This window comes from Roseobacter sp. FCG-D35 (genome assembly GCF_033436665.1).
GTDB lineage: Bacteria > Pseudomonadota > Alphaproteobacteria > Rhodobacterales > Rhodobacteraceae > JAWQFO01.
Window position 1 is genome coordinate 58,807 of sequence record NZ_JAWQFO010000010.1, and the last position, 25,517, is coordinate 84,323.

22 protein-coding genes are annotated in these 25,517 nt (G+C 66.0%); 13 read left to right on the plus strand and 9 right to left on the minus strand.

What is annotated here, in order from left to right; translation table 11 throughout:
* The 3 genes from R5H30_RS19155 to R5H30_RS19165 all read right to left on the minus strand — a co-directional run bounded on the left by R5H30_RS19155 (window position 1) and on the right by R5H30_RS19165 (window position 4,794).
* Window positions 1-1,236 carry a DNA recombination protein RmuC gene (locus R5H30_RS19155; RefSeq protein WP_318330240.1) on the minus strand — a complete coding sequence of 412 codons (1,236 nt, stop codon included), beginning with the start codon at window positions 1,234-1,236 and terminating at the stop codon, window positions 1-3.
* Window positions 1,233-3,059 (minus strand): DNA mismatch repair endonuclease MutL, encoded by a 1,827-nt coding sequence (gene mutL / locus R5H30_RS19160; protein WP_318330241.1) that lies wholly within the window; start codon window positions 3,057-3,059, stop codon window positions 1,233-1,235. The genes R5H30_RS19155 and mutL overlap by 4 nt, the downstream gene beginning before the upstream one ends.
* A 76-nt stretch (window positions 3,060-3,135) precedes the next feature.
* A complete protein-coding gene (locus R5H30_RS19165) occupies window positions 3,136-4,794 on the minus strand; it encodes an NAD+ synthase (protein WP_318330242.1) in 1,659 nt (552 codons plus the stop codon).
* A gap of 204 nt (window positions 4,795-4,998) precedes the next feature.
* Between R5H30_RS19165 and R5H30_RS19170 the strand changes: the two genes are divergently transcribed.
* Window positions 4,999-6,402, plus strand: coding sequence for an MORN repeat-containing protein (locus tag R5H30_RS19170; protein WP_318330243.1), 1,404 nt, complete (start codon window positions 4,999-5,001; stop codon window positions 6,400-6,402).
* Window positions 6,403-6,493: 91 nt separating this feature from the next.
* A complete protein-coding gene (locus R5H30_RS19175) occupies window positions 6,494-7,252 on the plus strand; it encodes a gamma-glutamylcyclotransferase (RefSeq protein WP_318330245.1) in 759 nt (252 codons plus the stop codon).
* A 2-nt stretch (window positions 7,253-7,254) separates the two neighbouring features.
* On the opposite strand, the gene R5H30_RS19180 is transcribed toward R5H30_RS19175, so the two are convergent.
* The gene (locus tag R5H30_RS19180; protein WP_318330246.1) at window positions 7,255-8,781 is read right to left on the minus strand and encodes a cryptochrome/photolyase family protein; all 1,527 of its coding nucleotides are present in this window, start codon (window positions 8,779-8,781) and stop codon (window positions 7,255-7,257) included.
* Window positions 8,778-9,443 carry an SDR family NAD(P)-dependent oxidoreductase gene (locus tag R5H30_RS19185; RefSeq protein ID WP_318330247.1) on the minus strand — a complete coding sequence of 222 codons (666 nt, stop codon included), beginning with the start codon at window positions 9,441-9,443 and terminating at the stop codon, window positions 8,778-8,780. The genes R5H30_RS19180 and R5H30_RS19185 overlap by 4 nt, the downstream gene beginning before the upstream one ends.
* A 281-nt stretch (window positions 9,444-9,724) precedes the next feature.
* Between R5H30_RS19185 and R5H30_RS19190 the strand changes: the two genes are divergently transcribed.
* From R5H30_RS19190 to R5H30_RS19220, 7 genes are all read left to right on the plus strand, one after another.
* On the plus strand, window positions 9,725-11,293 hold the full coding sequence (locus tag R5H30_RS19190) for a 2-isopropylmalate synthase (protein WP_318330248.1): 1,569 nt from the start codon (window positions 9,725-9,727) through the stop codon (window positions 11,291-11,293).
* Between the two features lie 186 nt (window positions 11,294-11,479).
* Window positions 11,480-12,526: a rod shape-determining protein gene (locus R5H30_RS19195; RefSeq protein WP_318330249.1), complete on the plus strand. Its 1,047-nt coding sequence runs from the start codon at window positions 11,480-11,482 to the stop codon at window positions 12,524-12,526.
* A gap of 62 nt (window positions 12,527-12,588) precedes the next feature.
* Window positions 12,589-13,482, plus strand: a complete 894-nt coding sequence (mreC, locus tag R5H30_RS19200; RefSeq protein ID WP_318330250.1) for a rod shape-determining protein MreC — start codon at window positions 12,589-12,591, stop codon at window positions 13,480-13,482.
* Window positions 13,475-14,014 (plus strand): rod shape-determining protein MreD, encoded by a 540-nt coding sequence (locus R5H30_RS19205; protein WP_318330251.1) that lies wholly within the window; start codon window positions 13,475-13,477, stop codon window positions 14,012-14,014. The genes mreC and R5H30_RS19205 overlap by 8 nt, the downstream gene beginning before the upstream one ends.
* 31 nt (window positions 14,015-14,045) lie before the next feature.
* Entirely contained in the window at window positions 14,046-15,989 is a 1,944-nt protein-coding gene (gene mrdA, locus R5H30_RS19210; RefSeq protein WP_318330252.1) for a penicillin-binding protein 2, read from the plus strand.
* A complete protein-coding gene (gene rodA, locus R5H30_RS19215) occupies window positions 15,986-17,125 on the plus strand; it encodes a rod shape-determining protein RodA (protein ID WP_318330253.1) in 1,140 nt (379 codons plus the stop codon). The genes mrdA and rodA overlap by 4 nt, the downstream gene beginning before the upstream one ends.
* 16 nt (window positions 17,126-17,141) lie before the next feature.
* Complete coding sequence (locus R5H30_RS19220) at window positions 17,142-18,074, plus strand: 2-hydroxyacid dehydrogenase (RefSeq protein ID WP_318330254.1); 933 nt, start codon at window positions 17,142-17,144, stop codon at window positions 18,072-18,074.
* A gap of 88 nt (window positions 18,075-18,162) precedes the next feature.
* Here the strand turns inward: R5H30_RS19220 and R5H30_RS19225 are convergent, their stop codons facing one another.
* From R5H30_RS19225 to R5H30_RS19235, 3 genes are all read right to left on the minus strand, one after another.
* On the minus strand, window positions 18,163-19,068 hold the full coding sequence (locus R5H30_RS19225) for a LysR family transcriptional regulator (RefSeq protein ID WP_318330256.1): 906 nt from the start codon (window positions 19,066-19,068) through the stop codon (window positions 18,163-18,165).
* 129 nt (window positions 19,069-19,197) lie between these two features.
* A complete protein-coding gene (locus tag R5H30_RS19230; RefSeq protein WP_318330258.1) occupies window positions 19,198-20,142 on the minus strand; it encodes a zinc transporter ZntB in 945 nt (314 codons plus the stop codon).
* Window positions 20,143-20,349: 207 nt separating this feature from the next.
* Window positions 20,350-22,377, minus strand: coding sequence for an FAD-dependent oxidoreductase (locus tag R5H30_RS19235; protein WP_318330260.1), 2,028 nt, complete (start codon window positions 22,375-22,377; stop codon window positions 20,350-20,352).
* Between the two features lie 82 nt (window positions 22,378-22,459).
* On the opposite strand from R5H30_RS19235, the gene R5H30_RS19240 reads away from it, so the two are divergent.
* From R5H30_RS19240 to R5H30_RS19255, 4 genes are all read left to right on the plus strand, one after another.
* Window positions 22,460-22,918, plus strand: a complete 459-nt coding sequence (locus R5H30_RS19240; RefSeq protein ID WP_318330262.1) for a GNAT family N-acetyltransferase — start codon at window positions 22,460-22,462, stop codon at window positions 22,916-22,918.
* Window positions 22,915-23,397: an RNA pyrophosphohydrolase gene (locus R5H30_RS19245; RefSeq protein WP_318330263.1), complete on the plus strand. Its 483-nt coding sequence runs from the start codon at window positions 22,915-22,917 to the stop codon at window positions 23,395-23,397. Before R5H30_RS19240 ends, R5H30_RS19245 begins: the two co-directional genes overlap by 4 nt.
* The gene (locus R5H30_RS19250; RefSeq protein ID WP_318330264.1) at window positions 23,397-23,879 is read left to right on the plus strand and encodes a hypothetical protein; all 483 of its coding nucleotides are present in this window, start codon (window positions 23,397-23,399) and stop codon (window positions 23,877-23,879) included. Before R5H30_RS19245 ends, R5H30_RS19250 begins: the two co-directional genes overlap by 1 nt.
* Window positions 23,880-24,293: 414 nt before the next feature.
* On the plus strand, window positions 24,294-24,617 hold the full coding sequence (locus R5H30_RS19255) for an H-NS histone family protein (RefSeq protein ID WP_318330265.1): 324 nt from the start codon (window positions 24,294-24,296) through the stop codon (window positions 24,615-24,617).
* 84 nt (window positions 24,618-24,701) lie between these two features.
* Here R5H30_RS19255 and R5H30_RS19260 read toward each other — a convergent pair whose 3' ends face one another.
* Window positions 24,702-25,469, minus strand: coding sequence for a hypothetical protein (locus R5H30_RS19260; protein WP_318330266.1), 768 nt, complete (start codon window positions 25,467-25,469; stop codon window positions 24,702-24,704).
* Window positions 25,470-25,517: the final 48 nt, after the last annotated feature.

Genomic DNA, 25,517 nt, shown 5'->3' on the forward strand with positions numbered 1-25,517 from the left:
TCAGCCCTTCGGCTTGGCCAGCGGCACCACCTGTCCGCCATCCTCGGCCAGTTCCTCGAAATCGAAATTGTCGAGCCGTGCGGCCCTTTTGCCGGCGCGTTCCGCCGCCGTGGTGATGCCGTCGAGATCGGCCCGGGCCTGGCCGAAGTGCGTGTTGAGCTTGCCGACGCGCTCTACCACGATTTCCACGTCGCGGTGAAGCTGGTGCAGCGTCTTGCGGATCGCTCCGGCCTGCTCGCGCATCCGCGCATCCTTGAGGATCGCCCGCATGGTGTGCAGCGTCGCCATGCAGGTCGTCGGCGACACGATCCAGACACGCGCGTTGAAGCCTTCGCGCACGAGTTCCGGGAAATTGGCGTGCAACTCGGCATAGACCGCCTCTGACGGCAGAAACAGGATCGCCCCATCCGCCGTCTCGCCTTCGAGGATATAGCGATCGCCGATCGCCTTGATGTGAGCGCGCACCGCCACCCGCAGCGCCTGCGCCGCCTCGCGCAGCGCTCGGTCGTTGTCGGCCCGGCGCAGCGCCTCGTAGGCTTCCAGCGGGAACTTGCTGTCGATTACGATGGGGCCGGGTGGATTGGGCAGGTGGATCAGGCAATCGGCGCGCTTGCCGTTCGACAGCGTCGCCTGCAGCGCGTAGCTGTCCTTGGGCAACGCCTTGGACACGATGTCGTGCAGCTGGATTTCCCCGAAGGCCCCGCGCGTCTGCTTGTTGCTGAGGATGTCCTGCAGCGACAGCACGTCACCCGACAGCTTGGTGATGTTGTCCTGCGCCTTGTCGATCGCCGCCAGGCGTTCCTGCAATTGCGTCAACGAGGTTGCGGTCTGCTTCGACGACCCGCTGAGCGTCTCGTTCATGCGCTCCTGCATTTCGGCCAGCGCCCGGGCCGAGCGCATCGCGTTCTCGGCCAGCCGGTCCTGCATCTGCTGCTGCACCGAAGCCAACCGCGTCTCCATCGTCTGGATCACCTGGGTCTGCGCATTGGCCTGTGTGTCCGAGACGGTCTGCAGCCCACCGCGCAACTGCTCCTGGCCTGCCCCCAACTGCTGCACCGACTGCCCGAGATAATGGATCTGGCGCGCAAGCGGCGCGGCCATCGCGGCACTGGCCCCGGCCCGGCGTACGGCAAGGATCAGCAGCACGAGGATCAGCACCAGCACCGCCGCACCGGCGAGCAGCGCCAACACGCGCGGGTCGTCGAAGGCATAACTCTGTCCGGCGATCTCGATCATCTGCGTCCGAACAGCCGTTCGATGTCGGCAAGCTTGAGTTCGACGTAGGTGGGTCGGCCGTGGTTGCATTGCCCGGAATGCGGCGTCGCCTCCATCTCGCGCAAAAGCGCGTTCATCTCCTCGGCGCGCATCCGACGGCCCGAGCGGATCGAGCCGTGGCAGGCGACGCGGCTGAGGATCGCCTCGACACGCGCCTGCACAGCATTGCTCTGGCCCGCGTCGGCCAGTTCGTCGAGCACGTCGAGCAGTAGCGCCCGCGCATCCACCTGGCCGAGAAGTGCAGGCGTTTCGCGAACAGCCACGGCAGCGCTGCCGAAGGCCTCGATCACCAGCCCGAACCGCGCCAGATCGTCGGCGGTCGCCAGAAGGCGGGCACAGTCCGACGCGGAAAGCTCGACGATTTCCGGGATCAGCAGCGCCTGCGAGGTCACCCCGTTCTCCGCCATCTGGCGTTTCAGCTTCTCGTAGACCAGCCGTTCATGGGCGGCATGCTGGTCGACGATCACCATGCCGTCCGCAGTCTGGGCGAGGATGTAGTTCTCGTGCACCTGACCGCGCGCGGTGCCCAGCGGGTAATCCGCCGGGGTTTCGTCCTCGACGACTTCCGGCGTCTCCTCGATCCGTCCCCAGACCTGCGCGGTTTCGGCAAAGCCCGGCGCCGAGGGTGCGGGCATCGGGCCGGGGCGCGGGCGGTCCATCTGGTAGACGCGCCCCACCTCGGGCTGCGGCTGTATCGCGCCCAGCGTCGCCGTGGAGACCGTGGTCGAGGCCCGGTGCCCGGCCTCGGCCAGGGCGTGCCGCAGGGCCGAGACGATCAGACCCCGCGCAAGACCGGGATCGCGGAACCGGACCTCGGATTTCGCCGGATGCACGTTCACGTCGACAAGGCGCGGGTCGCACTCCACGAAGAGCGCCGCCGCCGGGTGCCGATCACGGCTCAGAAAGTCGAAATAGGCGGCGCGCAGCGCCCCGGTCAGCAGCTTGTCGCGCACCGGGCGGCCGTTGACGAAGAGAAACTGCGCCACCGCAGCGCCCCGCGAATAGGTCGGCAGAGCGGCGTAGCCCTTCAGCCGCAGCCCCTCGCGCACCGCGTCTATGGGCAGGGCGTTCTCGGCGAACTCCCGTCCGAGAATGCGGCCGAGGCGCGCCTGCAGCGCGTCAAAAAGTTCGCCCTGCTCTGCCTCGGTGCGCAGGATCTCGCGCGGCGCACCGGTGCCCGAGGCGTCTCGCAGCACAAAACTCACGTAAGGCTCGGCCATGGCGAGGCGCCGGATCACGTCGGCGATGGCCTGCGCCTCGGCCCGGTCGGTGCGCAGGAACTTGAGCCTCGCCGGCGTGGCGTAGAAGAGATCGCGCAAGGTGACCGTGGTGCCGCCGTTGAGCGCCGCCGGGCGCGTGCCGCGCGTCTGCCCGCCCTCGACCGTCATTTCGACACCGGCAGAGCCCGGTGCGCGGCTGGCGATGGTCAGACGTCCTACCGCCCCGAGCGAGGGCAGCGCCTCGCCGCGAAAGCCGAAGGTGTGGATGTCGAGCAGGTCGGACCCGTCGATCTTCGAGGTCGCGTGCCGGGCAAGGGCGAGCGGCAACTCCTCGGCCGACATGCCGCAGCCGTCATCGGCCACCCGGATCAGCGTCTTGCCGCCGTCGGCATAGTCGACCGTGATCCGACGTGCCCCGGCGTCGAGCGCGTTTTCCACCAGCTCCTTGACCGCCGAGGCCGGGCGTTCGACGACCTCGCCCGCCGCGATGCGGTTGATCGCCGCCTCGTCGAGTTGCCGGATCACCGGCCGATCTTCGCCTATGTTGGGGTTTGCGCCGTCCATGCCGCAACACCTAGCATGGCGCGACACGATTCTGAAACAGCTTTCCGATCAGCGACCTGTCCGCTTGATGCCGGTTTCAGTCCCGGTCGCGCCAGTGATTGACGATGGGATAGCGCCGGTCCAGCCAGAAGGCGCCGCTGGTCAGGCGCGCGCCGGGCGCGGCCTGGAAGCGCTTGTACTCGCTGACGTAGACGAGATGTTCGACCTTCTGCGCCGTCTTCTCGTCGAACCCCGCGGCCACGCAATCGGCCACCGAGCCGGCCTTGTCGACGAGGATTTCGAGCATCGCGTCGAGGTCGGGGTAATCGGGCAGGCTGTCGCTGTCCTTCTGGTCGTCGCGCAACTCAGCCGAGGGCGGCTTGGTGATCACCCGGTCGGGGATCACCTCTCCGTCAGGCCCATTCATCCAGTCGCGATGGTTCGCGTTGCGCCATCGGCAGGTCTCGAAGACGCGGGTCTTGTAGAGATCCTTGATCGGGTTGTAGCCGCCCGACATGTCGCCGTAGATCGTAGCATAACCCACCGCGACCTCGGACTTGTTGCCGGTGGTCAGAAGCATCTCGCCGAACTTGTTCGACAGCGCCATCAGCAAAAGGCTGCGCAAGCGGGACTGGATGTTCTCTTCGGTCAGGTCCGGCGCCTGCCCCTCGAAAAGCGGCGCCAGCGTTTCGGTGACCGCCGCGCGGGCTTTCGAAATCGGCACGTAGTCGTAGTGGCAGCCCAGCGCCTTGGCGACGCTCTCGGCATCCTCGAGCGAATGCTCGGACGTGTACTCCGACGGCAGCATGACGCAGCGCACGTTCCCGGGGCCCAGCGCATCGGCCGCAATCGCCGCCACCAGCGCGCTGTCGACCCCGCCCGAGAGCCCCAGCAGTGCCTTCTTGAACCCGGTTTTTCGGAAATAATCCCGCGTCGCCTGCACCATGACGCGGTAATCCTGCTCCCATGCGTCGCCCTGGTGCGCCTTCTCGCCTTCGACGATGCGCCAGCCCTCGGACGTGCGCTCCAGGTCGACATGGGCGATGCATTCGTCGAAGCCGGGCAGTTGCACAGCCAGCTTGCCGCCCGGGTTCAGCCCGAAACTCGCGCCGTCGAAGACCTGGTCGTCCTGGCCGCCGACCATGTTGAGATAGATCAGCGGCAGGCCGGTCTCGATCACGCGTGCGACCATGTGATTGATCCGCACGTCGTACTTGTGCCGGTGGTAGGGCGAGCCGTTCGGGACCAGCAGGAACTCGGCCCCGGTCTCGGCCAGCGTCTCGGCCACGTCCTCGTACCAGGCGTCCTCGCAGATCGGCGAACCGATCCGGGTGTTCCCGACGGCATAAGGCCCGCCCAGCGGTCCGGCGTCGTAGATCCGCACCTCGTCGAAGACATCCTCGTTCGGCAGGTGATGCTTGAGCACCTGGCTCGCGATCCGCCCGCCCTTGAGGATCAGGTAGGCATTGTAAAGCTTGGTGCCTTCGACCCAGGGACTGCCGATTGCCATCGGTGGCCCGTCGGCGCAGTCGCGGGCAAGCTGCTCGATCCGGCGCGCAACGTCGAGCTGGAACGACCGGCGCATCACGAGGTCCTGGATCTGGTAGCCGGTGATGAACATCTCGGGCAGCGCGACGAGATCGGCACCCGCCGTGCGCCCAGCCTCCCAGGCCTTCAGCGCGAGCGCCGCGTTGCCGGCCAGATCGCCCACGGTCGGGTTCAGCTGTCCGAGGGTGATGCGGAAGCGGTCTGCCATCTGCGCGCCTTCTGTCTCTGCACCGGGGTGATGTAACAGATCGGGCCGCGGTGAAAAGCCCAAGCCGCCCTGCGGGCCCGAAAGGCGTTGCCCCGGCGGGACGCAAGCCTTAACCTTACGCGCAGGCCCGAGAGCCTGCGCGGTGTTACCGCGACAGCCAAGACCCAGTCACCAGACTCCCAGTCGACCGAATACAGGCCCGAGATGACGCTTACCCGCAAAAGCCTTTGCCTGATCAGCTTCACCGTCGCGCTTCTGCCGGTGACCGCATCCGCGCAGGACGGCCAGATCCTGACCAAGCAATACGACGACGGAGGAGTCTACGAAGGCACCTTCAAGGGCGGCGTGCAGCACGGGCTCGGGACCTACAAGCTGCCCAGCGGCTACGAGTACACCGGCGAATGGGTCGACGGCGAGATCAAGGGCGACGGGACCGCGCATTTCCCGGACGGGTCGATCTACGAAGGCACCTTCGCCAAGGGCAAGCCCGACGGGTTCGGCAAGATCACCTTCGCCGACGGCGGCACTTACGAGGGCGACTGGACGGCGGGCGAGATCACCGGTCAGGGCATCGCGTCCTACGCCAACGGGGTGCGCTATGAGGGCGCGTTCCGCAACGCCAAGTACCACGGCAAGGGCACGATGAGCGTGCCGGGCGGCTACGAGTACAAGGGCGACTGGGTCGACGGCGTCGAAAACGGCGTCGGCGTGATCACCTATCCCGACGGCACGGTCTACGATGGCGAGGTGGTCGCAGGTAAACGCTCGGGTCAGGGCAAGCTCACGATGCCCGACGGGCTGGTCTACACCGGCCAGTGGGCCGAGGGCCAGATCGACGGGAGCGGAACGCTCACCCAGCCCAACGGCGACGTCTACGAAGGCCAGCTTTCTGCGGGCAAGCGCGAAGGCACCGGCAAGGTGACCTATGCCAACGGCGACGTCTACGAGGGTACCTTCAGCAACGACCGGCGCCACGGCGAGGGCACCTTCACCTCGACCGACGGCTACGTCTACACCGGCGCCTGGGTCAAGGGCGAGCGCGAGGGCCTGGGCAAGGTCACCTATCCCGACGGGTCGGTCTACGAGGGCGACTTCAAGGCAGGTCTCGCGGACGGCGCGGGGCTGATCACCTATCCCGACGGCTCGACCTACGAGGGCGACTGGAAGAGCGGAGTGATCGACGGCCAGGGCAAGGCGACCTACGCCAACGGGGTGACCTACGAAGGCGGGTTCCGGAATGCGCGCAACCACGGCAAGGGGGTCATGACCTTCGCCAACGGCTACCGCTACGAGGGCGACTGGATCGACGGCCAGCGGCAGGGCCAGGGGACCGCCACCTTCGCCGACGGCACCGTCTACGAGGGCGGCTTCGAGAACGGAAAGCGTCACGGCAAGGGCAAGATCACCATGGCTTCGGGCTTTTCTTACGAAGGCGACTGGGCGGAGGGTGACTTCGAAGGCGAGGGGGTTGCGACCTATGCCAACGGGGATGTCTACGAAGGCAGCTTCAAGGCCGGCAAGCGCCAGGGCAGCGGCACGATGCGCTACGCCACAGGCGAGGAAAAGACCGGGACCTGGGACAACGGCGCCCTGAAGCAGGACGGTTGATCCGCGCGGCGTTTTCCGATCCGGAAAACGGGCCGGAATTTTGCAAAATTCCGGGGCCGGCCCGGCGCGACCGATCGAGCAAGACACGGCCATGATCACGGGACCTTCCGGCATCGACGCCAACCCGGACCCCTTCGCCCGGCATCCGGAGTTGCGCGACCGCATCGCCGATCCGCTCACCTCCTATTTCCGCAGCTTCAAGGTCGAGGACCTCGTGCGCGAACTCAGTGTCCGCGGCATGCGCCCCGATATGATCGACCCGGAGGATGTGCGTGAAGCCTCGCGCACAGTTGCGCTTCGGGACCGTTCCGGGCAGGACCTCTGGGTGTTCGCCTACGGCTCGCTGATGTGGGATCCCGCGCTGCGCTTTGCCGAGGTGCGCCGCGCCTTCGCGCCGGAACACGAGCGGCGCTTCATCTTCGTCGACGTCTCGGGCTGGCGCGGCACGCCGGAAAGTCCCGGCGTCATGGCTGCACTCGACCGCGGCGCGGGGTGCGAGGGGCTTGCCTTCCGGATTGCCGCGGACCTCGTCGAGGAGGAATCGCACCACCTCTGGCGCCGCGAGAAACTCGGTCCGGTCTACACGGCGGCGCATATCGAGATCTTCATCGACGGCGCGCCGGTATCGGCGCTCACCTTCCTGGCCGATTATGCCGCGGATGCGATCCACCCCGACCTCGGCTACGCCGACCAGGTTCGCTACGCCGCGAACGGGGCGGGCTACTACGGCAGCAGCTTCGACTACGTCGAGAACATCTCCCGCCAATTCGAGGCGCTCGGCATCGAGGACGCGCATGTCTCGGCGCTTTTGCGTGATGCGCGCGCCTGCCGGGACCGGCAGCCGGAATAGAGTCAGACCGTCTCGCCCGCGTCGAGGCGGTCGAGAAACGCACGGGCCTCGCGCAACACGGTCCGTTTGCGTTCGTCGTCCATCCGGTCCCAGTTGCGATAGATGTTGGCCATGCGTCCGTTCGGCTCGAACCGGTCGCGGTGCCGGTCAAGGAAATGCCAATAGAGAAGGTTGAACGGGCAGGCATCCTCGCCGGTCTTGTCCCCGACCTTGTAGGCGCAGGATTTGCAGTAGTCCGACATGCGCGAGATGTAAGCGCCGCTGCTCACGTAGGGCTTCGACGCGATCACCCCGCCGTCGGCGAACTGGCTCATGCCGACGGTGTTGGGGCTTTCGACCCACTCGTAGGCGTCCGCATAGACCTCGAGATACCATTCGTGCACCTGCCCGGGGTCGGCCCCGATCAGCAGCGCGAAATTGCCGGTGACCATCAGCCGTTGGATGTGATGCGCGTAGGCCTCTTCCTTCGTCTGCCGCACCGCCTGTTCCAGACAGCGCATCCGCGTCTCACCGCCCCAGTAGAGCGCCGGCAGGTCGCGATCGTGGCCGAGCCCGTTGCGCTTGGGGTAGTCGGGTCCTTCGAGAAAGTAGATGCCGCGGACGTATTCGCGCCAGCCGATAATCTGCCGGATGAAGCCTTCGGCGGCGTTGATCGGCACGTCCCCGTCCTTCCAGGCCTTTTCCGCGCGTTCGCAGACCTCTAGCGGATCGAGCAGCCCGAGGTTGAGGTAAGGCGAGATGACCGCGTGGTAAAGCCAGCGGTGATCGTCGAGCATCGCGTCCTGGTAGTCGCCGAAACGCGGCAGCGCGTGTTCGATGAAATGCCGAAGCACCGCCAGCGCTTGCCGCCGTGTGGTGGCGAAGCCGAAGGGCCGCAGGTCACCGAAGTTGTCACCGAAACGCGCCTCCACGAGGTCCAGCACCGCCGAGACCTCTTCGTCGGGCTCGAAGACCGGCGGGCCGTCGTGGTCGATGGATTTCGGCGGCGGCTTGCGGTTGTCCTTGTCGAAGTTCCATTCCCCGCCCGCCGGTTCGTCGCCCTCCATCATCAGCCCGGTCTTGCGACGTATCTCGCGATAGAAATATTCCATCCGCAGCGCCTTGCGCCCCTTGGCCCAGCGTTCGAATTCCGCGTGCGAGGCGATGAAACGATCGTCGGACAGGACCTCGGTCTTGATCGGAGCATAGCGCAGCTTGTCGATCAGCCGCCATTCGCCGGGTTCGGTGGCCAGAACGCTCTCGGCACCGGTTTCCCCGGCGCGGCGCAGCAGCTCTCCGACAATCGACCCGGCGTTCGTGGTATCGTCGAGCTCGGTGTAGCGCACGTCCCAACCGTCATCGCGCAGCGTTGCTGCGAACTTGCGCATGGCGGCAAAGACCAGCGCGATCTTCTTGGGATGGTGGCGAACGTACTCGGCCTCTTCCTCGACCTCGGCCATCACGACGACATCTGCGTCCTTGCGCGCCTCGCGCAGCGCGCTGAGCGACTTGGTCAGCTGGTCGCCGAGCACCAGCACGAGCCGGCTCACCACGGCACCGCCTTGCCAGCCCAGTCGAAGAACCCGCCGCTGTCGTCGGATGTCAGCCCGTCGATGACGCCAAGCAGGTTCTCGGCCGCTTCCTCGGGCGCCACGGACGGATGTCGGCCCAAGTATTTGCGCGTGAACTCCGTGGCGACGGTGCCAGGATGCAGCGCGACGCAGACCGCCTCGCCATGGCTGCGCGCCAGTTCGATCGCCGCGGTATGGACCACCTGGTTCACCGCCGCCTTGGCGCTGCGGTAGCTGATCCAGCCGCCGATCCGGTTGTCTTCAATGGACCCGACTCGCGCCGACAGCACCGCAAAGACCGAACGCCCCTCGCGCGGCAGCAGGTCCGGCGCGTGGCGCAAAACCAGCGCCGGACCCACGGCGTTGAGCGCGAACTGGTCGAGCATCGCCTTCGCCTTGATCGCCTTGATGGTCTTTTCCGGCTCGGCGCCGTCGATCTCGAGCGCACCGGTCGCCAAGAGAACCAGGTCGAACGGCCCGGAGATCTCTCCGACGATCCGGTCGACCGAGGCCTCGTCCGTCAGGTCGAGCCCGTCGCCGGACCGCGAAAGTCCGGTCACGTCATCGCCTCGCGCCGTGCAGGCGTCCGCGACGGCAGCGCCGATGCCGCCCGAGGCGCCGATGATTAGTACCCTTGCCATCCCGAGCCAACTAGCGGCAGGCGCCACCGCTTCAATGGCATTGCGCCCCGCCCCGCCCTGCGCCCGCAAAAACAGCCTTCCCATTTCATCCCGCGCCGCTATAAAGTGGCCCCATGACCGAGGCCGCACACATCAAGACCCTGCCCTGCACGTCCCGTGCGGCCCTCCTGCGCGCCCCGCTGCTGCTAATCCGCCTCTGAGCGTGCCATCCCGGCGCGCCCGCTCAGAGGATTGCGCCGCGCGCCACGGATGAAAACAGCAGCCATCGGAAAGACATCACCATGACCGACAAGAGCCAACAGGACCGCGTCCTGATCTTCGACACCACCCTTCGTGACGGCGAACAGTCGCCCGGGGCCACGATGACCCACGCCGAGAAGCTTGAAATCGCCGCACTGCTCGACGAGATGGGCGTCGACATTATCGAGGCGGGCTTTCCCATCGCCTCGGAGGGCGATTTCAAGGCCGTCTCCGAAATCGCGCGCCAGACGCAAGACGCCGTGATCTGCGGTCTCGCCCGGGCGCAGCTGCCCGACATCGACCGCTGCTGGGAGGCGGTCAAACATGCGAAGAAACCACGCATCCATACCTTCATCGGCACCTCGCCACTGCACCGGGCGATCCCGAACCTCGACCAGGACCAGATGGCCGAGCGGATCCACGAAACCGTGACCCATGCCCGCAATCTCTGCGACAACGTGCAATGGTCGCCGATGGACGCCACGCGCACGGAAGAGGATTACCTTTGCCGCGTGGTCGAGATCGCGATCAAGGCAGGCGCCACCACGATCAACATTCCCGACACGGTGGGCTACACCGCCCCGCGCGAAAGCGCCGACCTGATCCGGATGCTGATCGAGAAGGTGCCCGGCGCGGACGAGATCGTCTTCGCCACGCATTGTCACAACGATCTCGGCATGGCGACGGCGAACTCGCTGGCGGCGGTCGAGGCCGGCGCGCGCCAGATCGAATGCACGATCAACGGCCTCGGCGAACGGGCCGGCAACACGGCGCTCGAAGAGGTGGTGATGGCGCTCAAGGTGCGCAACGACATCATGCCGTTCCGCACGGAGGTCGATTCCACCAAGATCATGAACATCTCGCGCCGCGTCGCGGCGGTCTCGGGTTTCCCGGTGCAGTTCAACAAGGCCATCGTCGGCAAGAACGCCTTTGCCCACGAAAGCGGCATCCACCAGGACGGGATGCTGAAAAACGCCGAGACCTTCGAGATCATGCGCCCCGAGGACGTGGGTCTTTCGGCGACGAACCTCGTGATGGGCAAGCACTCGGGCCGGGCCGCCCTGCGCGCCAAGCTCAACGAGCTTGGCTTCGAGCTGGGCGACAACCAGCTCAAGGACGTGTTCGTGCGGTTCAAGGAACTCGCCGACCGCAAGAAGGAAGTCTACGACGACGACCTCATCGCGCTGATGCGCACGGCGACCGACCCCGAAAGCGACAAGCTGAAGCTGAAGTCTCTCAAGGTGGTTTGCGGCACCGAAGGCCCGCAGCAGGCCGACATCGTCATGGAGATCGACGGCGCCGAGCAATCGGCGAGCAAGACCGGCGATGGCCCCGTCGATGCCGCGTTCAATGCGGTCAAGGCGCTGGTTCCGCACGAGGCACGTCTGCAGCTCTACCAGGTGAGTGCGGTGACCGAAGGCACGGACGCGCAGGCCACGGTGTCGGTCCGGCTCGAGGAGGACGGGCGCATCGTCACCGGCCAGTCGGCCAACACCGACACCGTCGTCGCCTCGACGCTGGCCTACATCCACGCGCTCAACCGTCTTCTGATGCGGCGCGAGAAGACAGGCTCGGACCGGCGCGAGATCAGCTACAAGGACGTCGGCTGAACGCTGACGTAGAGCGACGCAACGCTGCGACGCATGGCGACGAACGTTGCGGCGTCATGGCAAATTGGCGCTGATCCCGGGGCATTGTCCCCTTTTCCCTTCGTCATGGGATGCCTATAAGAACCGGACGTGCCCGCGACTGCAGAGTCGCGGGCCGTTCATAATGACGCAAAGGCCCTTCTCCGCATGTCCCTCTTCGACAACATCCGTGGTCTGTTCTCTTCCGACATGGCCATCGACCTCGGCACCGCCAACACGCTTGTCTACGTGAAGGGCCGGGGCATCGTGCTGTCAGAGCCGTCGGTGGTCGCCTACCACGTCAAGGACGGCGTCAAGAAGGTGCTGGCCGTGGGCGAAGATGCCAAGCTGATGCTGGGCCGCACGCCGGGCTCGATCGAGGCGATCCGGCCGATGCGCGAGGGCGTGATCGCCGACTTCGACACCGCCGAGGAGATGATCAAGTACTTCATCCGCAAGGTGCACAAGCGCTCGACCTTCTCCAAACCCAAGATCATCGTCTGCGTGCCGCACGGCGCAACGCCGGTCGAGAAACGCGCGATCCGGCAGTCGGTTCTGTCCGCGGGTGCGCGCCGCGCCGGCCTGATCGCAGAGCCCATCGCGGCCGCCATCGGCGCGGGCATGCCGATCACCGACCCGACGGGCAGCATGGTCGTCGACATCGGCGGCGGCACCACCGAGGTCGCCGTGCTGAGCCTGGGCGATATCGTCTACGCGCGCTCGGTGCGCGTCGGCGGCGACCGCATGGACGAGGCGATCATTTCCTACCTGCGGCGTCAGCAGAACCTGCTCGTCGGCGAGACCACCGCCGAACGCATCAAGACCTCCATCGGCACCGCCCGCATGCCCGACGACGGGCGCGGCACCTCGATGCAGATCCGCGGCCGCGACCTGCTGAACGGTGTGCCGAAGGAAATCGAGGTGACCCAGGCCCAGATCGCCGAGGCGCTGGCCGAACCGGTGCAGCAGATCTGCGAGGCGGTGATGACCGCGCTCGAGACCACGCCGCCGGATCTTGCCGCCGACATCGTCGACCGCGGCGTGATGCTCACGGGTGGCGGCGCGCTGCTGGGCGATCTAGACCTCGCACTGCGCGAGCAGACCGGCCTTGCGGTGTCGATCGCGGACGAGTCGCTGAACTGTGTGGCCCTCGGGACCGGGAAAGCGCTCGAATACGAGAAACAGTTGCGCCACGCCATCGACTACGACAGCTGATCGCGTCACACTAGAGCCAAGGCCCCGGTCCGAGCCTCGCCGGGGCGAGGAGGCCCGCCAGCATGGCCAGGGATCGTTCCGGAAGTTCAGACTACGCCGGCCCGCTCCGCCGGCTGCTGCTGAGCGTGCTGGTGCTTTGCCTGCTAGCCGTGTTTCTCGTCTGGCGCATCGACAGCCCGCGCGTCGAACGCTTTCGTGCGCAGGTCAGCGACCGCTTCGTGCCGAGTTTCTCCTGGGCGATGGCTCCGGTCACGGGTGCGATCAATCTGCTGCGCGATTTCCAGAGCTACCAGAACCTCGCCGAGCAGAACCGCGAGCTGCGCTCCGAACTGCGCCAGATGCAGGCCTGGAAGGAGGCGGCCCTGCAGCTCGAGCAGGAGAACGCCCGCCTTCTCGACCTCAACAACGTGCGCCTCGATCCGCGCCTGACCTACATCACCGGCGTGGTTATGGCCGACAGCGGCTCGCCCTTCCGCCAGTCGGTCCTGCTAAACGTGGGCTCGCGCGACGGGCTGATGGACGGCTGGGCGACGATGGACGGCATCGGCCTTGTCGGGCGGATCTCCGGCGTGGGGCAGAACACCTCACGGGTGATCCTGCTGACGGACGCCTCGAGCCGCATTCCAGCGGTGATCCAGCCGTCCGGCCAGCGCGCCATCATCGCCGGCGACAACTCCGCCGCCCCGCCCATCGACTTTCTGGAAAACCGCGACCTCGTGCGCCCCGGCGACCGGATCGTGAGTTCCGGCGACGGCGGCGTGTTTCCGCCGGGGCTGCTGATCGGGCAGGTTGCCTCGGATCCCGGCGGTCGCCTTCGCGTGCGCCTTGCCGCCGATTTCGAGCGGCTCGAATTCCTGCGCGTGCTGCGCCACCACGGGACCGAACCCGTCTCCGATACCGCCCAGGTGATCGGCCCCGAACTGCCGCCACTGCCGGTGGAGCGCGGCGATGACTGAGCTGTCGCTGACCCGGCTCTGGGCCATGCGGCTCGGGTTCGCGCTGCTGGCGGCGGTGATCCTGTTCTTCCGGCTGCTGCCGCTCGACACCGCGCCGCGCAGCTGGGCGGGACCCGACCTGCTGCTGTGCTTCGCCGCGGCCTGGGTGCTGCGGCGCCCGGAATACGTGCCCGCCCTGCTGCTCGCGGCGATCTTCCTGCTTGCCGACCTGCTGCTGCAACGCCCGCCGGGCCTCTGGGCCGCGCTGGCCCTGATCGGCTGCGAAAAGCTGAAATCCCGCGCCCGCACCTTGCGCGATACGGGTTTTGCAGGCGAATGGTTCTCGGTCTGTCTGATGGTCGTGATCGTCACCCTAGCCTACCGCGCGGCGCTGGTTCTGACGCTGACCGAGCCGCCGACGCTCGGCCTGCATCTCTTCGCCATGGTCATGACGATGCTGTTCTACCCGCTTGCCGTGGCGGCCACCCACGGGCTGATGGGCGTGCGCAAGACGGTGCCGGGCGAACTGGACGCGGTGGGAGGCCGGATGTAATGTTCGCACGTTTCCTCCGGAGGGCAGTTCCGTGAGACGCACCCGCGCCGAAACCGATGCCAGCAACCGCGTGATCAGCCGCCGCGCCGCCGTGCTTGGCGGGGCGCAGCTGCTGTTCGTCGGCACACTCGGTGCGCGCATGCGGCACCTGCAGGTCGACCAGGCCGACCAGTTCCGCCTGCTCGCCGAGGAAAACCGCATCAACATCCGCCTGATCCCGCCGACCCGCGGCGAGGTATTTGACCGCAACGGGCTGCGGCTGGCGCAGAACGTACCTTCCTACCGCATCGTGATGGTGCGCGAGGATGCCGGCGACATCGACGCCGTGCTGGACCGGCTGCGCCGCATCGTGACACTCGACGAGGACACGCTGGAACGCGCCCGGACCGAGATGAACCGCTCGGCGCCCTTCCTGCCCGTGACCATCGCCGAGGACGTGAGCTGGGAGGACATCAGCCGGGTCTCGGTCAACGCGCCGGCCCTGCCGGGCGTGACGCCAGAGGTCGGGCTCAGCCGGATCTACCCGCGCCGCGGCGATCTGGCCCATGTTCTGGGCTATGTCGGGCCGGTCTCTGACTACGACCTCGAACGCATGGAAGACCCCGACCAGGTCCTGCGCATCCCGCGGTTCCAGATCGGCAAGGTCGGCGTCGAGGCCAAGCTCGAGAACGGATTGCGTGGAAAGGCCGGCGCCAAGCGGGTCGAGGTCAATGCCACAGGCCGCGTGATGCGCGAACTCGACCGCCGCGAGGGTGTCCCCGGCTCGGACGTGCAGCTGACCATCGACGCCAACCTGCAGACCTACGTCCAGGCGCGGTTGTCGGGCGAAAGCGCCTCGGCCGTCGTGATCGACTGCGACAGCGGCGACGTCGTCGCCTGCGCCTCGGCCCCGAGCTATGATCCCAATCTTTTCGTGCGGGGCATCTCGCGCAAGAACTACGCCGAACTGACCGAGAACAAGTACCGCCCGCTGGCCAGCAAGACGGTGCAGGGGCTCTATCCCCCAGGCTCCACCTTCAAGATGATGACGGCGATGGCCGCGCTCGAGGCCGGCATCATCGGCCCCGACGACACCGCCTATTGCCCCGGTCACATGACCGTCTCGGGGCGCCGTTTCCACTGCTGGAAGCGCGGCGGACATGGCTATGTGGACCTTCAGACCTCGCTGAAGCGCTCTTGCGACGTCTATTACTACGACCTGGCCGTGAAGATCGGCATCGAGAGGATTTCCGCCATGGCCGAGCGTTTCGGTCTCGGTGTGCGTCACGACGTGCCGATGTCCGCCGTGGCCCAGGGGATAGCGCCGACCAAGGACTGGAAATTCGCCAACTACGGAGACGATTGGCGCGTCGGCGACACGGTGAACGCCTCCATCGGACAGGGCTTCGTGCTGGCCTCGCCCCTGCAGCTTGCAGTGATGACCGCCCGCATCGCGACCGGTCGCGATGTGCGCCCGCGGTTGGTGAAATCCGTCGACGGCATCGAGCAGCCCTCGGGCGCCGGCGAAGCGATGGACATGAACCCCAACAACCTCGCCCGCATGCGCCGCGCGATGTTCGCGGTGGTCAACGACCGCCGCGGCACTGCCTACCGCTCCCGCATCATCGACGACGCCATGCGCATGGCCGGCAAGACCGGCACCAGCCAGGTCCGCAACATCACCGCCGCCGAACGCCGCGCCGGGGTGGTCAGCAACGCCGACTTGCCTTGGGAACGCCGCGACCACGCGCTCTTTGTAGATTTCGCACCCTACGAACAGCCGAAATATGCGGTGTCCGTCGTTGTCGAACATGGCGGCGGCGGCTCCACCGCGGCTGCCCCGATCGCCCGCGACATCACCCTGCAGGCGCTATTCGGCGGCGCGCCCCCGCTCGAGGCCTATCCCGCAAGCGAACGCGACGCCGCCGCCGAACGACAGGAGCAGCTGCAGAACCTGCATCCCGAGACCGCCACGCTCGAGAAGGATCAGGCATGAGCTATCTCGAGTATGCGGTCAAATCGGTCCCCAGCGGCTACCGCAAGATCTTCTATCTGAACTGGCCGGTGGCGATCCTCCTCGCCTCGGTTGCCGGTGTCGGGTTCCTGATGCTCTACTCGGTCGCGGGCGGCTCGTTCTCGCCCTGGGCCGAACCGCAGATGAAACGCTTCGCGCTCGGCTTCGTGCTGATGCTCGCCGTGGCGATGGTGCCGACCTGGTTCTGGCGCAGCGTGTCGGGCGCCGCGTACCTGCTGACGCTGCTGCTCCTGGTCGCGGTCGAGTTCTTCGGTACGGTCGGCATGGGCGCACAGCGCTGGATCGACATCGGCTTCATGCGGCTGCAGCCGTCCGAACTGATGAAGATCACTCTGGTGATGTTTCTCGCCGCCTATTACGACTGGCTGCCCGCGCGCAGGACGTCGCACCCGTTCTGGGTTCTGCTGCCCGTCATAATCATCCTGATCCCGGTCGCTTTTGTCCTCAAGCAGCCCGATCTCGGCACCGCGATCCTGCTTCTCGCCGCGGGCGGCGGGCTGATGTTTCTGGCCGGTGTGCACTGGGCCTATTTCGCCGCCGTCATCGCCGCCGGGATCGGTCTCGTCTCTACCGTGCTCCAGTCGCGCGGCACGTCCTGGCAGCTGCTCAAGGACTACCAGTTCCGCCGCATCGACACCTTTCTCGACCCGTCCTCCGACCCTCTTGGCGCCGGCTATCACATCACGCAGTCCAAGATCGCGCTTGGCTCCGGCGGCTGGACCGGCCGCGGCTTCATGCAGGGCACCCAGTCACGCCTGAATTTCCTGCCCGAGAAACACACCGACTTCATCTTCACCACGCTGGCCGAGGAATTCGGCTTTGTGGGCGGCGTGTCCCTGCTCGGGCTTTATGCGCTCATCATCCTGTTCTGCGTCTGGTCGGCGCTGGTCAACAAGGATCGGTTCTCATCGCTTCTGACCCTGGGCATCGCGCTGAACTTCTTTTTGTTCTTCGCGGTCAACATGTCGATGGTCATGGGGCTCGCCCCCGTCGTCGGCGTGCCGCTGCCGATGGTCAGCTACGGCGGCTCGGCCATGCTGGTGCTCATGCTCGCCTTCGGCCTCATGCAAAGCGCGCACGTCCACCGTCCAAGATAACAAGGTACACCAAAACATGACCCTGAACGTCCTGTTCGCGGCCCAGTCCGACCTCTGGGCCGACTACGAGGCGCCGCTTGCCGCGGCCTTGGCCGAAGCCGGTCTCGATGCGCGCCTCGACCTGTCGATTCCCGCGGCAGAGGTCGACTACATCATCTATTCGCCGGATTCCGAGCTGCAGGATTTCGCGCCCTACAGGCGCGCCAAGGCGGTGCTGAACCTTTGGGCCGGCGTCGAGAAGACCGTCGGCAACCCCACGCTCGTTATTCCCTTTGCGCGGATGGTCGACCCGGCGATGACCACCTCGATGACCGAATGGGTCTGCGGGCATGTGCTGCGCTACCACCTCGGGATGGACGCCGATATCGTCAACCCGGATCGAACCTGGGGCCCCCGCGTGCCGCCGCTCGCCGCCGAACGCCGGGTCTGCGTGCTCGGACTCGGGGAACTCGGCACCGCCGCGACGCAAAAGCTGGCGCAGTTCGGTTTTTCCGTGAGTGGCTGGAGCCGCAGCCCCAAGCGGATTGACGGCGTGACCTGCCATCATGGCCCGGACGGGTTCAGCAGGGCGCTGGGTTCGGCCGAGATCTTCGTGACCCTGCTGCCCGACACGCCGGCGACCGAGAACCTGCTCGACACGGCGGCCTTCGCGCAGATGCCGCGCGGCGCCTTTCTCATCAATCCCGGGCGCGGCCCGCTGATCGACGATGACGCGCTGCTCGCGGCTCTCGACAGCGGCCAGTTGGCCGGCGCCACCCTCGACGTCTTCCGCACCGAACCGCTGCCGAAGGACCACCCCTTCTGGGCGCATCCCCGGGTCACCGTCACACCGCACATCGCCGCCGCGACCCGGCCCGCCACAGCGTCGCGCGTGATCGCCGACAACATCTTCCGCAGCGAGGCCGGAGACCCGCTCCTGCACCGCGTCGACACCACGCGCGGCTACTGACCCTGCGGTCACAGCAGGTTTCTCTGGTTGAAAAATATCCCGGGGGAGTCGCGGCACCGCCGCGGCGGGGGCAGCGCCCCCGTCCGTCCTACCAGTCGCCGGCCTCGCGGTCGCCGAAACGGTCAACGAGAAAGTCGATGAACGCCCGCACCTTGGGCTGGGTGAAGCGTCCCGGCGGGTAGACCGCGTAGATACCCAGCTTCTCGCCCGGCAGATCCGGGATGGCATCCTGCACCAGACCCTTCTGCAGCGCATCGGCATAAAGAAAGCTCGGCAGGTAGGCGATGCCGAGACCCGAGATCGCGGCGTTGAGCAGCGACTGGCCGTCGTTGACGCTGAGCCAGCCCGCCGTGCGCACCTGGCGCTTCTCGCCCGAGGGCGCGGTCAGCTTCCAAACGTTGCCCGAGGACTGGCTCGAGTAATGCAGCAGCTTGTGCTCGTTCAAATCGTCGATGCGCATCGGTCGCCCGAAGCTCTGGAAATAGGAGGGCGAGGCGATCATGCGCTTGGTGGTCTCAGACAGCTTGCGCGCCCGAAGCGAGCTGTCTTCCAGCTCGCCGATCCGGATCGCCATGTCGAAGCCTTCCGAGATCAGCTCTACGTAGCGGTTGCTCAGCACCATGTTGACGGTGATGTCGGGAAAATCGGCTAGGAAGTCTCCGAGGATCGGCGACAGGTGGTTCACCCCGAAATCCGTCGCCACGGAGATCCGCAGCAGGCCCGAAGGCGCCGACTGCATCGACGTGACCAGCGCATCGGCCTCGCCCGCGTCGTTCAAAACGCGGCGTGCGCGGTCGTAGTATGCAAGCCCGATCTCGGTCGGGCTGACCCGGCGTGTGGTGCGATTCAGCAGCCGGGCACCCAGCCGCGCCTCGAGGCTCGAGACATGCTTGGAGACGGCGGATTTCGAGATACCCATCTTGCGCGCGGCATCGGTGAATCCGCCCTGGTCCACCACCGTGGCAAAAGCTTCCATTTCGGTCAGGCGGTCCATGTCCGTCCCCTTGAGCAGCATTCGACGTGCCCCCGGTTCTGTCGGTCAAATCAGGCAGGAAGGCGGCGTCTGTGGGACAGTATCGCGGTTTTTCGCCGCATCGTGGCGGCAACAGAAACGGACCCTAGGCTAGAGCCAGCGTTTCCAGCGCATGACCAGCACGACCAAAAGGGCGATGACGGCCATCGCCAGCGACAGCAACGCGAAGGCCACGGGGCTTCCGACCCCCGGCATGCCGCCGACGTTGACGCCGAACAGACCGGTCAGGAAGCCCAACGGCAGGAAGATCGCGGCGATCACCGACAGCACGTAGCCATTGCGCCCCTGGCGCAGCGTGGCCTGGGTGTCGTGGTGATCCTGTACCGAGGCCAGCCGCTCGCGGATCGCCGAGAGCTCCTCGACCGACACGGCGGCGCGGTTGGCCAGTTCGCGCAGATCGAGCCGGTCGGCCTCGGTCAGCAGGGGCGCGTCCGATCCGGCCAGCTTCTGCAGCGCAGCACGCTGCGGCTCGAGATAGCGCAAGAGGCGGATCACGCTGCGCCGCGCGGCGCCCAGGCCCGCTGGCAGGTGATCCTCGTCCTCATGTGTCACGCTTTCCTCAAACGTGTCGGACTGGTCCATGATGACGAGCACGCGCTCCTCGACCCGGTCGACCAGGCGCGTGACCAGCGCGTCGATGAACCGCGCCACGGTCATCGGGCTGCGCCCCGCCGCGATTTCGGAGCGGATGTCGTCGACCGCGAAGACGCGCCGGACCCGCGCGGTGACCAGGCAGCTCTCCGTCGCCCACATCCGGACCGAGACCATGCGGTCGAAAGACTGGCCTTCGTTGAGGTTGATGCCGCGCAGGTTTAGGATCAGCCCGTCCTCGAACCTGTCGCAGCGCGGCCGCGTCTCGGATTGCAGAAGGGCCTCGGCCGGGATCTCATGCAGCCGTTCGCGAATCCAGGGTTCGAATTCGGGGTCGGCGACATCGAAATGCCACCAGCGATAGCTTCCCTGTCCGGTCAGCCCACGATCTGCGGGCACCTGCGCGGTACCGTCGGGAAAGATGTCGAAAACGCAGACTGGCATCGGTGACCCGGGTGTTTGCCGAAACAGTGCCTCGGACCCGTCGAAAGGGCAACCGACACCGCGCGGCCGGCAGCGCGACACGGCGGCCGGCTTCGCGCAGGATCGCGCCCGACGTGAACCCCAACACGACCGCATCCATTCGCTCGCGTATGTTTGCAGCCAAAGTGCCCGCAGCGGCGCACTCCCACCGCTCCGTCTTGGGCGTGGTCAGAGGTTGGCGGCGAGTCGCGTGCCCTGGTCGATCGCGCGCTTGGCGTCGAGTTCGGCGGCGACATCCGCCCCGCCGATGACGTGGCAGGCGATGCCCTGCGCCTCCAGACGGTCCGCGAGGCCACGTTCCGACAGCTGCCCGGCGCACAGCACGATCGTATCGACCTCGATCAGTGTCGGGTTCTCGCGGCCCTCACCGAAGGACACGTGCAGACCTTTCTCGGAGATGCGCTCGTAGTTCACGCCGCCGACCATCTCGACCTGTTTCATCGCCAGCGCCGCACGGTGGATCCAGCCGGTGGTCTTGCCCAGCCCCTTGCCGGGGCGCTGGGCCTTGCGCTGAAGCAGCGTGACCTTGCGGGCCGGAGGTTCGGGTTGCGGCCCTTCTGGCGCGAGACCCGAGCGGTGTTCCGCCGGGTCCGCCACGCCCCATTCGCGCATCCATTCGGGCAGGTGCTCGGTCGGGCTGTCGCCTTCGTGCACGAGATATTCGGCCACGTCGAAGCCGATCCCGCCAGCACCGATAATGGCGACGCGATCGCCGACCGGCGCCTTGCCGCGCAACACGTCGATGTAGCCCAGAACGTTCGGGCCGTCCTGTCCGGGGATCTGCGGATCACGCGGCAACACGCCCGTCGCGACGATGATGTCGTCGAAACCGCCAAGCGCTGAAGCCTCGGCCTCGGTGTTGAGCCTCACGGTCACGCGGCGGTCGTCCAGCATCGTCTGGTACCAGTGCACCAGCCCGTGGAACTCTTCCTTGCCGGGGATCTCCCGGGCCATGTTGAGCTGACCGCCGATCCGGTCGTCGCGGTCGAACAACGTGACCGCATGTCCGCGCTCGGCGGCGGTGATCGCCGCAGCAAGACCCGCCGGGCCGGCCCCGACCACGGCGACCGATTTCTTGACCTCGGCCGGCGTGATGCGCAGTTCGGTCTCGTAGCAGGCACGCGGATTGACAAGGCAAGACGAAATCTTGCCCGAAAAAGTGTGATCGAGACAGGCCTGGTTGCAGGCGATGCACGGCGCGATTTTCTCGGCCTCGCCCGCCTTTGCCTTGGCGACGAAATCGGCGTCGGCAAGGAAGGGCCGCGCCATCGACACCATGTCGGCGCAGCCGTCGGCAAGCACCTCTTCGGCGACGTCGGGCGTATTGATCCGGTTCGAGGTGATGACCGGGATGCCCACCTTGCCCATGAGCTTCTTCGTGACCCATGCGAAGGCCGCCCTCGGCACCGAGGTGGCGATGGTCGGGACCCGTGCTTCGTGCCAGCCGATGCCGGTGTTGATGATCGTCGCACCGGCCGCCTCGACGGCCTGCGCCAGCTGCACCACCTCGTCATGCGTCGAACCGTTGGGCACCAGGTCGATCATCGACAGGCGGTAGATGATGATGAAATCCGTCCCGACGGCTTCGCGCGTGCGCCTGACGACCTCGACCGGAAGGCGCATGCGGTTCTCGTAGGCGCCGCCCCAGTCGTCGGTGCGCTTGTTGGTATGCGTGACAAGGAACTGGTTCAGGAAATAGCCTTCGGACCCCATGATCTCGACGCCGTCATAACCCGCCTCCTGCGCGCGCCGGGCACAGGCGACGATATCGGCGATCTGCTTTTCGATCCCGGCCTCGTCGAGTTCCTTCGGCGGGAACGGGGAGATCGGCGATTTCAGCGCCGAGGGCGCGACGCACTCGGGGCTGTAGGCATAGCGCCCGGCGTGCAGGATCTGCATCGCGATGCGGCCGCCGTCGGCATGCACGGCGTGGGTGATAACCGAATGGTTCGCCACATCCTCGTCCGAGACCATCATAGCCGCACCCGGAAGCACCGAGCCTTCGAGGTTGGGACCGATCCCGCCGGTGACCATCAGGCCGACACCGCCGCGGGCACGGGCGGCATAGAATTCGCCGACGCGCTCCCAGTCCTTGGTCTCTTCCAGTCCGGTGTGCATGGAGCCCATCAACACCCGGTTCGGCAGCGTGGTGAAGCCGAGGTCGAGCGGCGCCGTCAGGTTCGGGTAAAGCGTCATGAAACCCCTCCGTTGAGACTTGCCGGAGAACACCCTATGAGCGGATGCGTGTCACGCGCAACGCGGCGTCACGGAGGATGTCATGCTGAGATGGGCCGATCAGTCCGACGCGGCGGCGCTGGGTGAGGTGTTCCACCGCGCGATCCGGGAAGGGACGAGCCCCTATTCCGAGGCGCAGCGGGCGGCATGGTCGCCGCGACTGCGCGCGGCCGCTTTCTGGACGAAAAGGCTGGCCGGGCTCGAAACCCTGCTCGAAGAGACCGACGGGCGTATTCTGGGGTTCATGAGCATGGATGCGGCCGGCTATGTTGACCTCGCCTTCATCCTGCCCGAGGTGCGCGGCACCGGTATGTTCCGCCGCTTGCTGACCGGTCTCGAAGATCGCGCTTGCGGTCTCGGGATCGCACGGCTCTGGACCTTTGCTAGCCTGAGTGCCGAACCCGCCTTCCGGTCGGCAGGCTTTCGCGTTATCCATCGCGAAGAGGTCGAGATGACCGGCCAGATCCTGCGCCGCGCGAAGATGGAGAAACCGCTGGCATGACACCGGAGGAGATTGCCCGCCTGCCCTACCGACCCTGCGTCGGGGTCATGCTGGTCAATCGCGACGGAAAGGTCTTCGTCGGTCAGAGGCGCGACCGCGATCAGGATGCCTGGCAGATGCCGCAGGGCGGTGTCGACAAGGGCGAGGCGCCCCGCGCGGCAGCGCTGCGCGAGCTGCGCGAGGAAACCGGCGTCACCGAGGACCTGGTCTCGGTCGAGGCGGAAACGCCCGGATGGCTGACCTACGATCTGCCGCACGAGCTGGTGCCGCATATCTGGAAAGGCCGCTATCGTGGCCAGAAACAGAAGTGGTTCCTGCTGCGCTTTACCGGTAGCGACACCCAGATCGACATCGAGACCGACCACCCCGAGTTCTCGGAGTGGCGATGGTCACCGGCCGGCGACCTTGTGGCGAACATCGTTCCTTTCAAGCGGCAGGTCTATACGCAGGTGATGCAACTCTTCGAGGAGAAACTGTGATGCGACATGCAGGACTGTACTGTCTCGCGGGTGTGCTGACTGCGGCAATGCCGCTGCAGGCGGCGGCCCAAAGCTGTCCGCGCCAGCCGCTCGAAGCCGCATGGGAGCGCGCCTCCGAAGCCGAGGAGACCTTCGTGATCGTGCGCGGCGCGTTCGACTTCGATCCCGCGCTGAACCCCGAGCCGGACCCGTCCCGGTCCGAACCGGTCGAGTTCACCGCCGGCTTTCGCGGCGCGGTCATGGGTCCGGACGGCTTCGACACGCCGGTTGCCCTTGACCTGACGGTCGCCATCGACTGCGACACGGACGCCTGCGGCCTGCTCGAACCCGGCAAGGACGCCATCGCCTTCCTACGCGAGGGCACGGATACATATGTCCTCGAAACCGGCCCCTGCGGCGATTTCCTGCTTCAACCGGCCCCGTTGCGGTCCGAGCAACGGCTCATGGAATGTTTCGCCGGCGCGGATTGCGGGACCGAATAAATCCCGGGCATTGGCGCGCAACCGCACTGATTTACCAATTCCGGGTTGCGAATCTGCAATTCTGAATTGCGCAATACCTGCGGTCACCCAGGTCAACGCTTAGTTGTTTTTCTTTTTTCAAAGCTACTTCTAATTGTTGTCGCTTCTCCGGACTATCAAGCTCACCATATTTCGCGCGGCAATTCCGCAACGAAAATGCAGTGAACGCCTTTGCGCATCGAATAAATTTCGGGATTCTGCTTGTCCGCATGGCCACGTGATGCAGATACTTCGGTAATCGACTGGACCCGGTCGTATCGGGACAGACGGCAACAGATTGGAAAGGATTTCATCCGAAACTTCTAAATGGCGAACCGGGTGTAATGCACCGGAGCCCAGACTCGGAAGAAGTCCGAAATAAAAAGGAAAGCTGCAATGGCTACTATCAAACTCGAAAAGCTGTCGCTGGAAGAACTCAAGCAACTGCAAAAAGACGTGGCGAAGGCAATCGACGGCTACGAGACGCGCAAACGCCAGGAGGCTCTGGCCACGCTGGATGCGAAGGCAAAGGAAATGGGTTTCACGCTGGCCGAGTTGACCGGCGCGTCCAAGAAAAGCGGCCGGAGCGTCAACGCACCGAAGTTCCGTCATCCGGAGAACCCGGAAATGACCTGGAGCGGTCGCGGACGCCAGCCCGGGTGGATCAAGGAAGCGCTCAAGGCCGGGAAATCCCTCGACGACTACTTGATCGCGAAGTGATCTCCGCGCAGCGCGCGACGCAATTGGAAAGGCCGCCCGAAACCGGCGGCCTTTTTCAATGCGGTCGACAGGCATAACCCGGGATCAGAATTCAATTTTCGTCCGGCTGGCTTCCGGGAAATAGACATGCCCCGGATCGAGCAACGCCAGGATGTCGATCAGGGAATGCTGGATCGGAACAAGACGCTGACACAGGATCACCGGGCTGGTCGCGTAACGCTGGATATCTTCACGCAACGGATCGAGCCAACGATCCATTTCCGGCGGTCGTCCAGTCAGGAAAGACGCATATCCAAGGCAATGGGATCCACCTGTTTCTCGCCGGATCATCAATTCACCAACGGCACGCTGCTCACCCGCGAAGAGCCGAAAGACCGGGCCCAGCGCATCGGTCTGGAAACTGGCGTAAACACCGTCCTGCAACTTGCGAAGCGCCTGGGTCTTTTCCTGCTCTTCCATTTCCATGAAGCGGATGTCCTGACGCACGAGTTCGGTCCAGCCGAGAAATTGCGCGACAAGGAAAACCGTGTTCTCGACCGCGTATTTCTGTTCGCGATCATTGCCGTTCGCGAGGTACCGCTGCAGAAATCCCTGCTCGGAGATATTGTAGATCCGGCTTTGCAGGTCGAACGCCGCGTGCAGCAAAGGGTCGCGATAACGCGCGACGATATCCTGTTTCTCGAACAGGCGTTCGCGCCGGGATTTCTCTTCGTCGATACGCGCGTCCATCCGGCGCAGGCTGCTTTCGGTCTGCCGCGACAGGCCGGTGTTCACGATCGCCAGCACCAGCGCCGTCAACAGCCCTATCGCCGCACTGACCATCCCGGCCACGATCGTCGGATCATCGAACATATCAGCCCCGCCCCACGCAAGTCGGGCGCGAGTCTAGCACGGTCGCGA